Origin of the sequence: Naasia lichenicola, from assembly GCF_004801885.1 — a bacterium.
In the GTDB taxonomy this organism is placed as follows: Bacteria; Actinomycetota; Actinomycetes; order Actinomycetales; family Microbacteriaceae; genus Naasia; species Naasia lichenicola.
Map to the genome: position 1 here is coordinate 949,117 of NZ_SSSM01000005.1, position 14,085 is coordinate 963,201.

Consider the following 14,085-nt stretch of genomic DNA (forward strand, 5'->3'; position numbering starts at 1 on the left):
CGGAGATGGACGGGCGCTGCAGCCACGGTCCCGGTTGTGAAAAGGCGCACGTCGATTGAGGAGTGCGGATTCGACCAATCGTGGGCATGGCCTTGCCTCGGAGCATAGCCTCCAGCCACGCGAGCTCGTTCAGACAGTCGCCAGAGCTCCCGAAGCTGGATCCGCCGATGCGCTGGTGGGGGAGTTCCACCCCCGCGGTAAAAGAGTCGAGGCCCGGACATATGGTCGTCCATCCGCGAGAAGAGGGCCCGGACCAGGCGAGACACCCGAAGAGGGAGCGGTCGCGCGGGTTCTGGACCTGAATACTCCTTTGAGGACCAACGATTCGGGGGAATCTTGCCGCTCTACGAGCATCTGCGCGCACCGCTGCGCATGTGGTACGCCAACATGCTGCAGGCGGCGCCCTCCACGCCACATCCTCGAGGCGACGCGACGGTGCGCGTCGGACCCGAGGGAGACACCGATCGAGTCCTCCTCATCGGCAACGGCCCACTGCATGGCTGGGGTGTCTCGCTGCACGATCTCGCTGTTCCTGGACAGCTCGCTCGAGCGCTGAACGAGCGGTCGTCGAGATCGGCATCCGTCGAGTACGTGGGGGACGAGCGGATGAATGCCGCATCGACTCTCGCGTGGCTCGGGAATCGAGCGGCGGCCGGACACGACCTGATCGTCATCGCCCTGGGCATGAACGACGCCCTCCGTCTGACACGGCTCGATGACTGGAAGCGCGACTATGCCGCTGTCCTCGATCGAGTGCTCTCAGACATCCATCCTGCGGCCCAGGTGATCCTCGTCGGGCTGCCGAACATCCGTGCCTACGCGATGGCGAACTCGTCCGCGGGATCGGTGGCGCAGCTGCACGCCGACCGCATGACCGAGTTCACTGTCGAGCTGGCACAGAATCACCCTCGGGTCACCGCCGTCCACGCTCCCGCAGAGAAGTTCGAGGCCGCAAGGCCGCTCGGTTCACCGAAGATGTACCAGGCATGGGCAGAGGCTCTCTCGATCCATCTCAGCCCCGTCCTGGAAACGATCCGCGCCGCAAAGCCCTTCGCTGACGAGACTGAGCGGCGCTGGGAGTGGGCGGGCACCGAGCGCGCGGTTCGTGCTGCGAGCACGACCGACGGCAGGTCTCCGCTGGATGAGATCGTGCGCGAGGCGCAGGAGATGTTCGGGGTCAGCCTCGCGGCAGTCAACGTGCTCGACGGCGACCGCAACTGGTTCGTCGCCAACAGCGGCGGCGCGCCCTCCTCCATGCCTCGGGAGCTGGCCTACTGCAACGAGACGGTCGCGCAGGACAGACCCGTGGTCGTCCCGGACTCTGCGGCCGATGATCGGTTCAAGAACAACCCCTTCCTCGACGTCGTGCAGCTTCCCTTCTACGCGGGCATCCCTTTGCACTCGGAAGACGGCCGGGCAGTGGGAACGCTCTGCATCCTGGACGGCACGCCCCGAAAGGCTTCGGCCGTTGACCTCCAGCGGCTCCAAGTGCTCGCGGATCGCGCCGAGCGGGAACTCGCGCTGCTGGCGGCGGGCACTCGGGCTGCCAGTGAAGAGCAGCTCGCCCCCGCCTGACGTCGCAATCGAGAGAGCGATGCACTGCTGTCCGCAGACCTCTCCGCGTGAGTCAGTGTGCGGGTCGTGCGGGCACCTGCGGTGAGCTGTACTACGACTTGCGCTCCGGGCCCCCTCGGCGAGCGTCGTCGGATGCCCAGCGCTCTTCGAGCTTCGTGACCTCACTCTTGTCGAGCGTGGATTCCGCAACGAAGAGCATCAGGATTGAGCGCCACGCACCGAGGACCATGCCTCGAAAAGACCACGGGTTCCGCTCGGACTTGCGTGCTTCGTCGCTCACACCACGGACGCTACTCGCGTGCCGTTCCGGAAGCGAGCGAGTGCCCAGCTCGTACAGCGCTCCGGTGGTGGCGCGAAGGCGGTTGATAGGGGTTACAGCGATCGCGCCGCAGATGCTGGTTGCACCTGACATCGCTCTGGCCACCTCATGCTGCGCTGATATCCATTCGCTCCACACCCTCAAGTGATGGTTGAATGAGGGGTTGCCGTAACCGCGGTCACATTTGGCGCTCGTCATGCGAGCTCAGAGCAGGAGGTTCATCATGGGTGTAATCGGCACGATCATCACCGTCATCGTCGTTGGCCTGATCGCCGGCGCGCTCGCGCGACTCATCATCCCCGGCCGGCAGAGCATGTCCATCGGCATGACGATCCTGCTCGGCGTCATCGGCTCGTTCGTGGGCGGCTTCCTCGGCTTCCTCCTCTTCGGAAAGGACGCGGGCGACGGGTTCCTCCAGCCGGCAGGCATCATCGGCTCGATCATCGGCGCGATCATCGTCCTTGCCATCTACCTTGCGGTGAAGGGTCGCGGCGCGCGCCGTTAGACCTGACCGAAAGAGGGCGCGGTCCCGGAGACGAGCCCGCGCCCTCTGCTGTTAGACCCGACCGGCAGAGGGTGGGCCCCCGTGGACGGGCCCGAGCCGCTGGATGCTGCCGGCTCGCGACTCATGACACCTTGAACGATCTAGTTGACCAGCGACCGTTCGAGCGGTGTGCGGATAGCCGGTGTGACGAGGGCGCCATTCAGCCGACGCTGCAGTCGTTCTGCCGCCAGTTCGATTTGGTGGACAGCGCTGGAGCCTCGGTCTGCTGCGATCGCCGTGCGGATCTCTCCCGTTCGTGCGACTGCCCAGGAGCCGATGATCTCGCCGTTCCACCAGATGGTGGGACCGATGTTGCCCGCGGGGTCGAAGATCTGTTGCGGGTCGATGCCGAGGAACCATTTCCGGTCTCTCCACCCCATCGACGTGGGGTCGAGGCTCGGTAGCAGCGTTGCCTCCGGCACAGCGTCATCATCGGGCGTGGATGCGTCATGCCGCAGGTCGATCCCGGCTACGCCATGCAGGTCGACCTCCTCGATCGGCAGGCGGGAAAGGGCAGCGCGAGTGGTCGTCTTGTTCCAGCCTGTCCACCATTGAAGGTCGTCCGCAGTGGCTGGGCCGTAGCGTTCGAGCCACCGCCGAGCGAGCATCGCCTGCGACTCGGCTGGATCCATCAGAGGCAACCCGTTCGGCCACCAGTGGTCGACGGGTTCCCAGAGGTGGTGCCTGCTGGTCCATGGTCCCGTTGGGGTGCCTCGAACCATCCGACCAGCCGTACTCATCACCGTGAGCAATGGCGATGTCACGTTCTGCGGCTTCTCTGACGGGGACCCGGGGTGGATCGTCGTCCGCAGAGCGGGCACCGCCGCTGCGAGCTGCGCTCCTGTGGCTGCACCTGCGCTCTCCAGGGCCGCGTCGACGTCGGCTCCGACGATGTCGAGCCATTCGTCTGCGTCTGTGCCGAGGGCGGGTTCTGATCCGTTTCTGTCGAGACGACTGATGAGTTGCCGGCGGAGGGTCGCCGCGAGCGGCGTGCTGACGGCGCCCTGGATCGCCGGCACATCGACGGTCGGAAATACGAAGAGGGTGCGACGCATCGCCATCCACCGCACGAGGGTTCGATTCTCATAGAGGGAGGAAGCCACGTCAGCGATCGTCGTTGTGGATGTCCTGGCAAGTACGGAGAGGTAGACCGTCGCCGGGTCTGTGGCATGAAGGGCCACCAACGCTTTGGTCACTCGCTCGGGGCCGTCTGCGTCACCTCGGAGATGGTGCTTGTGCACCAGCATCCGGCGTCGTTCCTCGATCGAGAACGTGCGCACCTACTCATCCCTTCGCGGCATCTGCTCCCACACGGCCGACAGGGAGGCGAACATCGCAACGCTCCGCACAGGTCCGGTGACGTGCAGGTTCGAGGTGGTCAGCCGTCGTCCGATCGCTCCGTCGATGAACCGTCGGATTCGAGCGGGCGGTGAAGCAAACTAGATGCTGATCACCCATTTTATGGTGGAACACGGTGCCCTGGAGGGACTCGAACTCCCGAACTAGCCTCTGACCAGGTATTCTCCAGGCCAGAAACCGCGGAAACATCCGGTTCTAGACTCACATGTGTGGGCCTCGATCACCCCGATATTTCTACAAGTGTGGGCAAATTGTGGGCACGGGAAGCTGGCGCGGACGCGCGCACGGCTTACTGCCGCGCACTGTTCGAAGTGCCAGCGGATCGGATTGTTCAGCAGTCTTCCGAGCATGCGGCGCTTCAATCAAGTCCAGCGCCTGAGTCGAGCGATCAGTCATCCTGCCGCAGACCCCAAAAGCCTCGAGCGGCGCCACATCGCTCGCTGTAGCTGGTTGAAGTACCAGGCCGTCGACGTCCTAGACTGCACACGGATTCCGAGCCCTCCGCCTGGTGCGGGCCGACCGCTGGAGAGGTGCTTGGTGGACATCGTCAGAGGCGTGCGCGCGCCGGCCAGTGACGGCCTCGTAGACATCAGGATCGATCGAGGTCGCATTTCCGCGATCACACCGGCGGAATCGCGCACCACCGACCAGGCCCTGCTCGTGATGCCGGGACTCGTCGATTCCCATCTGCATCTGGAGAAGGCCTACCTGCTCGACCGCATGGCAGCGGATGCATCCAACCTGGCTGAGGCCATCGCCTTCACATCGGCGCTCAAACGCGATTTCACCGCGGGGGACATCCTCACCAGGGCGCGGCGGGTGCTCGACGAGTCGCTCTCACATGGAGTGACGCACGTGCGCTGTCACGTGGAGATCGACGACACTCTGGGACTACTCGCGATGAAGACCATCCTCGCTTTGAAGGAGGAATACGCCAACCGGGTCACGCTCAACGTCGTTGCCTTTCCCCAGGAAGGCATCTTCGTCCAACGGACCACCGCCGACCTGATGGAGGAGTCGATGCGGATGGGAGCGGACGCTGTGGGGGGCATCCCCTACAACGACCGCGACGTCGCCGAGCACCTCGACTTCGTGTTCGAGCTGGCGGCGCGGTTCGACAAGCCGCTCGACCTCCATATCGACCTCTCGGACGATCCTGGGCAACTCGATGTGCTCGAGGTCATCGAGCGCACGCGTCGTCTCGAGATGGAGGGCCGCGTGTCCCTCGGACACCTCACCTCGCTCGGATCGGTGCCGGTGGACGAGGCTCGGCGCATCGCGGCGGCATTGGCGCAGTCTCGGATCAGCGTCATCACCCTTCCCGTCACGGATGCCTTCCTCAACGGGCGCGCTGACCAGCAGGCGGCACGCCGCGGGCTCACCCCTGTACGACTCTTGTTGGAGGAGGGGGTCAATGTCGCGGTCGCCACGAACAACATCCAGAATCCATTCACACCCTTCGGCAGGGGGAACATCCTCGACGTCGCCAACCTGCTCGCTGTGCTGTGCCATCTGGGCAGCGCAGAGGACGCTTCGACGATCTTCAGGATGCTCACGTCTCATGCGGCATCCGCCATCGGCCTCACGTCGTACGGCCTCGAGGTCGGAGCCGACGCCGATTTCGCCCTCTACAACGCGAGCAGTGCACGCGATGCGCTCCTACAGCGGGAGCGACCGATGGAGGTCTACAAGCGTGGACGGCTGGTCGCCCAGGCGTAGTCACGGATTCGAGTATCGTTTCGACGCATGACGACACTCAGCTACGGACCCGACCCGATCCAGTTCGCTGAACTGACGACTCCACAGGGGACGCCGAAGGGCGTGGTGGTCTACTTCCATGGTGGATTCTGGCGGGCACAGTACGACGTCAGCCTCGGGCGTCCGATCGCTGCCGCGCTGGCAGCGCACGGATGGGCGACGTTGAATGTCGAGTACCGGCGAAATGAGCTTGGCGGGGGCTTCCCGCAGACCTTCGACGACGTCGATGCCGCGTTCGCCCTTCTCGCCGGCACCGGGCTCGAGCACGGGGTCGTTGTGGCGATGGGTCATTCGGCGGGCGGGCACCTGGCCGCATGGGCGGCGAGTCGCCGACAGCAGCCCTCGGAATCGCCCTGGAGCAACCCCGCTGTGGCGGCTACGCACCTGATCACCCTCGGTGCGGTGCTCGACTTCGCGGATGCAGTTGCGGACGGTATGGGCGAGGGCGCGGTAGAGCTGTTCATGGGCGGTGCAGTCGACGAGCGCTACGACCTCGCCGACCCGGCGAGGTATGTGCCCCTGGCGGTGCCCGTCTGGTGCGTACATGGGACGGCGGACGACATCGTGCCCTTCAGTCAGTCCGAGAAGTTCGTCGCGAGCTCTGTCTCTGCGGGGGGTGTCGCTCAGCTGGTCCCAGTGGAGGGCGACCACTTCGTCGTCATCGACGTCGACTCAGCGTCCTGGGTGACCACTCTCGAAATCCTGGGGACTATCGCCTAGCGACTCATGAAAGAAACGTCGGCGAAACGTTTCTCTTGTACCGTGCCGCCATGACACGCATCCTGCAGCGCGGCGAGGGCATCCCGGATGGCGTCGCCTATCTCCCTGCCTCCGAGAGCACCCTCCTGTGGGGGCGCTTGTTCGGCGAGGGCGATCTGCCCGCGGCCGAGGTGGATTCCGGCGGCACCCTCATCGTCGACACTCTCAGTCACGAGGGCGTGATGGAAGACCAGGGGCGAGACCCGCTGGGCTACTTCCGTGGTCAGGGGATTCCCGACCAACACGTGCTGCGCGACCTGGTGGAGTTTGCGGCTTCAAGCGCCGAGCACTCGTTCGAGCATGACGGGCCGCACCTCGTGACCGGTCCTGTGCGTGTGAGCGGTGCCAGGCCTGGTGACCTGCTGGCGATTCATGTGCTCGACGCAGTTCCGCGCGTGCCCTACGGAGTCATCTCGAACCGCCACGGACTCGGTGCGCTGCCGTTGGAGTACCCACTGGAGGGTGACCTCTACAGCGTGTTCGCACAGGTGGAGCAGGTGGACGGCAAGTCGTTCGGCTCTATCCCTGTGGCGCCCCGCAGCGATCGTCGGGCGAGATTCGAGCTGCATCCGTTCCTCGGGATCATGGGGGTCGCGCCTGCCGGCGCAACTCGCGCTCACAGCGTGCCCCCCGGTCCGCACGGCGGGAACATCGACATCAACATGCTCGCCGCCGGGTCGACTCTCTACCTGCCGGTGCAGGTCGACGGCGCGCTCGCGTACTTCGGTGACCCGCACTTCGCCCAGGGCGACGGTGAGGTCTCCCTGACCGCCATGGAGGCCTCCCTTCGGGTCACGGCTCGCTTCGAGGTCATCCGGCGAGAGGACGCAGTCGAGCGCTTCGGTGAACTCGCGGGCCCCCTGGTCGAGACAAGCGACTTCCTGGTGCCCACAGGAATGGACCCGGATCTGGACATCGCCCTCCAGAACTGCGTGCGTGCGGCCATCGCCCTGCTGGTCGCGGCTTACGGCATGGACCAGCGCCATGCGTACGCGTACCTGAGTGCCGCGACGGACTTCACCATCTCGCAGGTCGTCGACCTGGTGAAAGGAGTGCACGCCCGCATTCGGAAGAACGACTTCGCCTGACCGCGCGTAGCGAAACGATTCGCAAGTTAACATCGCTGTAACGTGCGAGCACCGTCCCTGAAACTCGAGATGGGCATCCTGGTCGAACCCAGCCCCTATTCGGTGGGTAACACAGCTCCTCCACTCTCCCAAAAAAGGATTCTCGGCATGAAGCGAAACGTTATTCTCGGAACGGCGGTGATCGGCCTGCTGCTCGCCGTCTCCGGTTGTGCCGGCACCCCATCGGCCCCCGCCGCCGACAGCAGCGAGGACGCTTCAGCGTTCAAGGTCGGCCTCGTCTCCGACAGCGGCGGCTTCAACGACCGCGGCTTCAACGCACTGAGCCTTGCGGGTCTCACCCTCGCCGAGGATGCGGGAGTGTCCTTCACCTCGGAGGCGCGTGAGTCCGCCTCGGACTCGGATCTCGTGCCCAACCTGCAGTATTTCGCTCAGCAGGGCTACGACCTGATCATCGCGGTCGGGTTCGCTCAGGCCGGCCCGGTCGCCGAGGTCGCCGCTGACTACCCGGACGTGGATTTCGCGATCGTGGACGTGGCGACCGAGGGCGACCCGGCGCTCGAGGATCTCGATAACGTGCAGGGCATCACCTTCAAGGAGCAGGAAGGCGCCTACCTCGCCGGCGTCCTCGTCGGAGGCCTGCGTGCGAGCGGCTTCGAGAAGTTCGACGGTGACGCGATCGGAACCGTCGGTGGCGAGAAGCAGCCGTCGGTCGACCGGTTCATCGCCGGATTCCAGCAGGGAATCATCTCCCAGTCGCCAGACACCGTGCTGCTGAACGGCTACTCGCAGACCTTCGCCGACCAGGACGCGTGCAAGCAGCTCGCCAACGCTCAGCTCGACCAGGGTGCGGACGCCATCTTCGCCGTCGCCGGTGGTTGCGGTCTCGGTGCCCTCGATGCGGCGGACCAGGCCGGCGCGTGGGGTATCGGCGTGGACGCAGACCAGGCGTTCCTGGGCGACTTCATCCTCACCTCGGTCGTGAAGAAGGTCGACGTCGCGGTTTCCACTGTCTTGAAGTCGTTCGCCGATGGTTCGTTCGAGGGCGGCACCGACGTCCTCTACGGCATCGAGAACGATGGCGTCGGCATCCCTGCGATGTCCGACGCGGTTCCCGCCGATGTCCAGGCCGCCGTTGAGGCAGCCCGCGCTGGGATCATCGACGGTTCCGTCGTGATCGACCTCACCATCAAGTAGCCGCACTAGCAGCGAGGAATCACCGCGCCATGTTCTCAGCTCTCCCCACGGTCCCGCTTCTCAGCCTCACCGGCATCACTAAGAGATTCGGAAACCTCGTCGCGAACAGCGATGTAAGCCTGGATGTGCGTCCCGGTGAGATCCACGCACTCCTGGGGGAGAACGGCGCAGGAAAGTCGACCCTCATGAACATCGCTGCGGGCTACGCCCGTGCGGATGAGGGCAGAATCGAAGTCCGCGGGGTGCCTCAGGAGTTCCGGCTCCCCGCGGACGCGATCGCAGCGGGGATCGGGATGGTGCACCAGCACTTTCATCTCGTCGACCGCCTCACCGTCGCAGAGAACATCGTGCTGAACGATGAGCCGGGATCGGCGGTGCTCATCGACTACAAGGCGGCCAACGGCGAGGTGCGTGACCTCAGCGAGAGGATGGGGCTGCCGGTCGATCCGAAGGCGCTGGTGGCCGACATCAGTGTCGCGATGCAGCAGCGGGTCGAGATCCTGAAGACGCTCTACCGCAAGGCCGACGTGCTGCTGCTGGACGAACCCACGGCCGTGCTCGCGCCGGCCGAGGTGCGCGACCTGCTCACGGTGATCCGGAGCCTCGCGGACAGCGGGGTCGGGATCGTGCTCATCACCCACAAGCTCGACGAGGCGACGCTGGTCGCCGATCGGCTCTCGGTGCTGCGCAGCGGTGAGATCGTGGCGAGGTTCGACCGGGGTGACGCCTCACCCGCCGAGCTTGCCCAAGAGATGGTAGGCCGAGAGATCCACACCGTCGTCGCGCGGCCGCACGCGGTGGGTGCCACGGTGCTCTCTGTCACCGATCTCGAGGTCGACGACAGCCGGGGCGTCCCGGCGCTTCGGGGTGTGAGCTTCGAGGTCGGCGAGTCGGAGATCGTGGGAATCGCCGGGGTCGACGGCAACGGCCAGGCAGAGCTGGTCGGCGTGCTCGCCGGGCTGGTCACCCCGAACTCGGGCCGGGCAACCGTGGCAGGCGAGCCGCTCGCATTCGAACATCCCCGGTCCATCGCGCGCCAGGGGGTCGCGCACGTGCCCGCCGATCGTCGCAAGTACGGCCTTGTGGCCGACTTCACGCTCGCCGACAATTTCGCTCTGCGCGGCTACTACACCGCGCCATTCTCGAAGCGCGGATTCCTGCAGCGGGGAGTCATCGACTCCCTGTGCGCCGAGAACATGGCGCACTACGGGGTGAAGGCCCGCGGCGTCGACGCGCTGGCGAAGGAGCTCTCGGGCGGCAATCAGCAGAAGCTGATCCTCGCCCGGGAGATGTTCACGAGCCCCCGGCTGCTGCTTGCCTCTCAGCCGACCCGCGGCCTCGACGTCGGGTCGATCGAGACGGTGCATGGACGACTGCTCAAGCACCGTGACGAGGGATGCGGCATCCTTCTTGTCTCCTTCGAGCTGGACGAGATACTCGCCCTATCCACCCGCGTCGTCGTGCTGTTCGAGGGCCGCGTCGTTCTCGACCGACCGCGGTCGGAGGTGTCGCGCGAGATCCTCGGAGCGGCCATGACCGGGGCGGTGGCCGCGTGAACCGCCTTCAGGTGGCGCTTCGCCAGGTCGCGCTGCTCGTCGTCGCGCTGGTCGTCGGTGGCCTGTTCATCGTGCTCGCCGGGTACAACCCGTTCGCCGTCTACGGCGAGCTGCTCGCCGGCGCCGGCTTCAACCTCGTGCTGGCGATCATCCCGGGCAACCCGGCCGGCATCTCGACCAACATCGCTGCGGGCAATCTCTTCGCGACCATCAACGTGTGGGGCCCGCTGATCCTGCTGGGTCTGTCGGCCGCGCTGCCGTTCCGCGCAGGACTGTTCAACGTCGGCAGCCAGGGCCAGTACTGGTTCGGCGCAATCCTGGGAGTGCAACTCGGCATCACCATCGGGAGCAACGGGGGCCTCCTCGCGGCATTCCTCGGCGCAATCGTCGGCGGTGCCGTGTGCGGTGCGATCGCCGGTGCGCTCAAAGCGCTTCGCGGGGCCAACGAGGTGGTGACGACCATCATGATCAACTGGCTCGTCGTATACACCGGGCACTTCCTCTACGGGTACGCCGGCCCGTTCGCGAACCCGGTCACGCAGCAGCCGGTATCGGTGCCGTTCCCGGAGGGCATGCGGCTGCCTGAGCTGCTCAAGAGCGGCATCACGCTGCATGCGGGCATCCTCGTCGCACTGGTCGCCGTCGCTGTCTTCGGCGTGCTCATGTCGCGCACCGGTTTCGGCTTCAGCGTTCGCACGCTGGGCAGCAACCGGCACGCGGCGCACTACGCCGGGATGCCGACCAAGCGCCTTACCGTGCTGGTGATGGGCATCGGCGGCGCCTTCGCCGGTCTCGCCGGCTTCGTCGAGATCACGGGAACCACCGGCCAGATCACCGGATCCAACATCGTCGGGTCGTCGAGCTTCGCCTTCGCGGGGATCGCGGTCGCACTTCTGGGCCGCAACTCCGCCGTCGGCGTGCTGCTCGCCGCACTCCTGTTCGCGGCGCTGCAGTCCGGGTCGCGCTTCCTCTCCGGCAGCTTTCCGCCCGAGCTCGCGAGCTCGCTGAGTGGCGTGCTGCAGGCCGTCATCGTCTTCCTTATCGGCGCGAACAGCCTGTTCTCCTACCTCGGCGGGCTGAACGGGATTGCCGCACGACTCCCGATCCGCAAGACCCAGGGAGCGGTCGAATGAGACACCTCACACGTTCCACCGTCACGGTGGCCGTCGGCGTCCTGATCGGCGTCGTCATCCTTGTGTTCGTGACCAACGGCAGTGGCCTCGCGCCCGCCGCCATCCTCGTGTCAACCTTGGCCATCGCAACGCCACTGCTCCTCGCGGCAATGGGCGGGCTGATCTCCGAGCGTGCGGGAGTAGTCAACATCGGCCTCGAGGGCATGATGATCGTCGGCGCGCTCGCGGGGTTCCTGATCTCCAACGCCACCGGATCCTGGGTCGCCGGGGTCGCCGGCGGGGCGATCGCAGCCGGGCTTCTCGCCCTCGTGCACGCCTTCGTCTCGATCGTCCTCAACGCCGATCAGGTCATCTCGGGAACGGCCGTGAACCTGCTCGGCCTGTTCGGAACCGAGTACGTGTTCCGCACCTTCTTCGGGCTGGGCAGCGAGCTGCCGGCGATCCAACGAGCACCCACCCTGGCCTTCCCGGGCCTCGGGTCTCTCAACATCATCACGATCGTTGCGGTGGTGGCGGTGCCCGTTCTCGCCTTCGTGATGTTCCGCACGCCGGTCGGACTCCGTCTGCGCTCGGTTGGTGAGAATCCTCTGGCGGCTCAGACTGTCGCGATCCACGTGGTCAAGCTGCGGTTCGCCGCGGTGATCCTTTCCGGTGTGCTGGCGGGCATCGGCGGGGCGTACCTCTCGGTTGGCTCCCTCGGCAGCTTCAGCGAGGGAATGACCAACGGCCGCGGCTTCATCGCCCTCGCCGCCGTGATCGTCGGCCGCTGGAACCCCTTCGGCGCTCTCGCCGCCTGCCTCCTGTTCGCGGTGGTCTCGGCGCTGGGGAACGGCTTCCAGGTATCTGCCGGCATCAGCGCAGACCTGACGGCTGGGATGCCCTACCTCCTGACCCTCATCGCGATCGTGGTGTTCCGTGAGTCCGCGTCCGCCCCCGCATCGCTGGGCAAGCCGCTGCGATGAGACAGATGATCAACGCGCCGTCAGCGCGTGGATTCGCGCACCCGGAGCTCGGTGGGCAACTCGACCCGCTCGTCGGCGAGTGCTTCGCCGTCGATGGTGCGCAGCAGCAGGTCGGTCGCAGTGAACCCGATGTCATGGGCTGGTTGGGAGACTGTCGTCAACGTCGGGGTGATCATGTCGGCGACAGGGATGTCGTCGAAGCCGACCACGACGACGTCCTCAGGAACACTCGCTCCGATGCGTCGGAGGTGACGGAGGACCCCGAGTGCCATGAGGTCGTTGGACGCGATGACGATGTCCGGTCCGGAGCCGTCGTACCGTTCCAGGGGGTACAGCCTCATCGCCGCGGCGAGCCCGGACGCGAAGGTGTAATCGCCGCGTTCCAGGATGACGTCGTGCTCCTCGATGCCGGAGCCGGCCAGTGCCTCACGGTACCCGCTCAGGCGCGCCTCCGCTGTCCAGAGCGAGCGTGGACCGGCGATGATCGCCGGGCGCCTGCCGCCGGAGGCCAGCGCGACATCGGCGACGCTGCGGGCACCCCGTCGGTTGTCGCTGCCGACGAACGCGGCATTGAGCGAGGGCAGCTGCTCGTCGGCGAGCACGACCGGGAAACGCTCGATGAGATCGAGGAGCGCCGACGTAGTGCGCCCCGTGGCGGAGATGACGACCAGTCCATCGAGGCGGGCGCGGCGCAGCAGGCTGGCGTGGGCCTCCTCGCGGTCACCGGTCGATCCAGTGAGGCTGAGGGTGAGGGTGACACCGGTCCCAGAGAGGCGGGACTCGATTCCCTCCGCAAGGGCTGCGAAGTACGGGTTCGCGAGCTCCGGCACCACGAGGCCGATCGAGGCCGCACGCTTCATCCGGAGGTTGCGGGCCTGGAAGTTGGGGATGTAGTCCAGCTCCCGCACGGCGTCACGGATGCGCACCTGCAGGGCCGGCGACACCTTGCGGGTCGAGTTGAGGTAAGCGGAGACCGTGCTGAGTGCGACACCCGCCACGCGGGCCACGTCCTTGAGGGTCGCGGGTTCACTCGGATCGTTCACATCACCCTCCTCGGTCAGCTGGCAGGTCGCGCTCATAGTAGCGAAGCGGTGCCCGCTCCGGAAACGTTTCGCTCCGACAAAGAAGGGACGCTCATCCATGTATGACCCCGAACAGGGAACCCCTGATCAGCCGCCAATGGGACTCATCGCGGCGCAGGATCTGGCCCGAGAGATCGTGCGCAGGGTGGAGCCCCTCATAGTCGAGGGCGTGACCGAGCTCGAGCTCGAGCGGGACGTGCTGCGCCTAGGCCGAGAGCTCGGCTCGGACGCCCCGTGGACAACGCCCACGACGCGCATCGGAATCGGCACGACGGTATGCCATCCCGCCTTCCCCATGCAGGATCGCGCCGCCGTGCTCGGCGACACGGTGATCATCGACGTGAACCCGGTGCTCGACGGCTGGCTGGGTGACTACTGCGAGAGCTTCGTGGTCGGGGCCGACAGTGAAGCGGACGCGCTCGTCGCTGCGGTTCGAGAGATCCAGCTGGCCATGATCGAGCTGGTTGTTCCCGGGATGCCCGCCTCGGAGTTGTACGCCATCGGTGCCGCCCTCGTCGCCGAGCGCAATCTGAAGGTGCTCGACCTGCTCGACAACTTCGGCCACTCCCAGGATTCGGCCTTCGCCGCACACGGCTTCATCGATTCGACGAATCACGCGCCTATGTGGGGCGGGTGGACGGTCGAACCGCAGCTCGGCCGACACGGGCGCGGCGCCAAGTTCGAGGAGATCATCTGGCTCGCGCCCGGCCGGTCGCCGGTCGTCGTGTGACACCTCAGCATTCGTCCCAATTCACC

The 14,085-nt window shown here is 66.1% G+C and carries 13 protein-coding genes; 10 read left to right on the top strand and 3 right to left on the bottom strand.

What is annotated here, in order from left to right:
• Positions 1 to 336: 336 nt before the first annotated feature.
• The gene (locus E6C64_RS15675) at positions 337 to 1,575 is read left to right on the top strand and encodes a GAF domain-containing protein (RefSeq protein WP_136428463.1); all 1,239 of its coding nucleotides are present in this window, start codon (positions 337 to 339) and stop codon (positions 1,573 to 1,575) included.
• 91 nt (positions 1,576 to 1,666) lie between these two features.
• Here the strand turns inward: E6C64_RS15675 and E6C64_RS15680 are convergent, their stop codons facing one another.
• Entirely contained in the window at positions 1,667 to 1,855 is a 189-nt protein-coding gene (locus E6C64_RS15680; protein ID WP_136428465.1) for a hypothetical protein, read from the bottom strand.
• Between the two features lie 262 nt (positions 1,856 to 2,117).
• Here E6C64_RS15680 and E6C64_RS15685 point away from each other — a divergent pair, with 262 nt between their 5' ends.
• Positions 2,118 to 2,399, top strand: coding sequence for a GlsB/YeaQ/YmgE family stress response membrane protein (locus E6C64_RS15685; protein WP_136428467.1), 282 nt, complete (start codon positions 2,118 to 2,120; stop codon positions 2,397 to 2,399).
• Positions 2,400 to 2,539: 140 nt separating this feature from the next.
• Here the strand turns inward: E6C64_RS15685 and E6C64_RS15690 are convergent, their stop codons facing one another.
• Complete coding sequence (locus tag E6C64_RS15690; RefSeq protein WP_233255686.1) at positions 2,540 to 3,685, bottom strand: winged helix DNA-binding domain-containing protein; 1,146 nt, start codon at positions 3,683 to 3,685, stop codon at positions 2,540 to 2,542.
• Positions 3,686 to 4,334: 649 nt separating this feature from the next.
• Between E6C64_RS15690 and E6C64_RS15695 the strand changes: the two genes are divergently transcribed.
• The 7 genes from E6C64_RS15695 (at position 4,335) to E6C64_RS15725 (ending at position 12,247) form a co-directional block, all read left to right on the top strand.
• Positions 4,335 to 5,516, top strand: a complete 1,182-nt coding sequence (locus tag E6C64_RS15695) for an amidohydrolase family protein (RefSeq protein ID WP_158437891.1) — start codon at positions 4,335 to 4,337, stop codon at positions 5,514 to 5,516.
• Positions 5,517 to 5,543: 27 nt separating this feature from the next.
• Positions 5,544 to 6,275 (top strand): alpha/beta hydrolase family protein, encoded by a 732-nt coding sequence (locus E6C64_RS15700; protein WP_136428473.1) that lies wholly within the window; start codon positions 5,544 to 5,546, stop codon positions 6,273 to 6,275.
• Positions 6,276 to 6,325: 50 nt separating this feature from the next.
• Positions 6,326 to 7,402: an acetamidase/formamidase family protein gene (locus tag E6C64_RS15705; protein WP_136428475.1), complete on the top strand. Its 1,077-nt coding sequence runs from the start codon at positions 6,326 to 6,328 to the stop codon at positions 7,400 to 7,402.
• Between the two features lie 147 nt (positions 7,403 to 7,549).
• Positions 7,550 to 8,596, top strand: a complete 1,047-nt coding sequence (locus E6C64_RS15710; RefSeq protein WP_158437892.1) for a BMP family lipoprotein — start codon at positions 7,550 to 7,552, stop codon at positions 8,594 to 8,596.
• Positions 8,597 to 8,625: 29 nt separating this feature from the next.
• Positions 8,626 to 10,152, top strand: coding sequence for an ABC transporter ATP-binding protein (locus tag E6C64_RS15715; RefSeq protein WP_136428479.1), 1,527 nt, complete (start codon positions 8,626 to 8,628; stop codon positions 10,150 to 10,152).
• Positions 10,149 to 11,285 carry an ABC transporter permease gene (locus tag E6C64_RS15720; protein WP_158437893.1) on the top strand — a complete coding sequence of 379 codons (1,137 nt, stop codon included), beginning with the start codon at positions 10,149 to 10,151 and terminating at the stop codon, positions 11,283 to 11,285. Before E6C64_RS15715 ends, E6C64_RS15720 begins: the two co-directional genes overlap by 4 nt.
• The gene (locus tag E6C64_RS15725) at positions 11,282 to 12,247 is read left to right on the top strand and encodes an ABC transporter permease (RefSeq protein ID WP_136428481.1); all 966 of its coding nucleotides are present in this window, start codon (positions 11,282 to 11,284) and stop codon (positions 12,245 to 12,247) included. Before E6C64_RS15720 ends, E6C64_RS15725 begins: the two co-directional genes overlap by 4 nt.
• Before the next feature lie 20 nt (positions 12,248 to 12,267).
• On the opposite strand, the gene E6C64_RS15730 is transcribed toward E6C64_RS15725, so the two are convergent.
• Positions 12,268 to 13,290, bottom strand: a complete 1,023-nt coding sequence (locus E6C64_RS15730; RefSeq protein ID WP_158437894.1) for a LacI family DNA-binding transcriptional regulator — start codon at positions 13,288 to 13,290, stop codon at positions 12,268 to 12,270.
• A 136-nt stretch (positions 13,291 to 13,426) separates the two neighbouring features.
• Between E6C64_RS15730 and E6C64_RS15735 the strand changes: the two genes are divergently transcribed.
• Entirely contained in the window at positions 13,427 to 14,059 is a 633-nt protein-coding gene (locus E6C64_RS15735) for a M24 family metallopeptidase (protein WP_158437895.1), read from the top strand.
• Positions 14,060 to 14,085: the final 26 nt, after the last annotated feature.

Coding starts and splice junctions, on each gene's coding strand:
- E6C64_RS15710 (WP_158437892.1), top strand. CDS start 7,550: ATGAAGCGAAACGTTATTCTCGGAACGGCGGTGATCGGCCTGCTGCTC.
- E6C64_RS15725 (WP_136428481.1), top strand. CDS start 11,282: ATGAGACACCTCACACGTTCCACCGTCACGGTGGCCGTCGGCGTCCTG.
- E6C64_RS15700 (WP_136428473.1), top strand. CDS start 5,544: ATGACGACACTCAGCTACGGACCCGACCCGATCCAGTTCGCTGAACTG.
- E6C64_RS15690 (WP_233255686.1), bottom strand. CDS start 3,685: ATGCTGGTGCACAAGCACCATCTCCGAGGTGACGCAGACGGCCCCGAG.
- E6C64_RS15685 (WP_136428467.1), top strand. CDS start 2,118: ATGGGTGTAATCGGCACGATCATCACCGTCATCGTCGTTGGCCTGATC.
- E6C64_RS15715 (WP_136428479.1), top strand. CDS start 8,626: ATGTTCTCAGCTCTCCCCACGGTCCCGCTTCTCAGCCTCACCGGCATC.
- E6C64_RS15705 (WP_136428475.1), top strand. CDS start 6,326: ATGACACGCATCCTGCAGCGCGGCGAGGGCATCCCGGATGGCGTCGCC.
- E6C64_RS15735 (WP_158437895.1), top strand. CDS start 13,427: ATGGGACTCATCGCGGCGCAGGATCTGGCCCGAGAGATCGTGCGCAGG.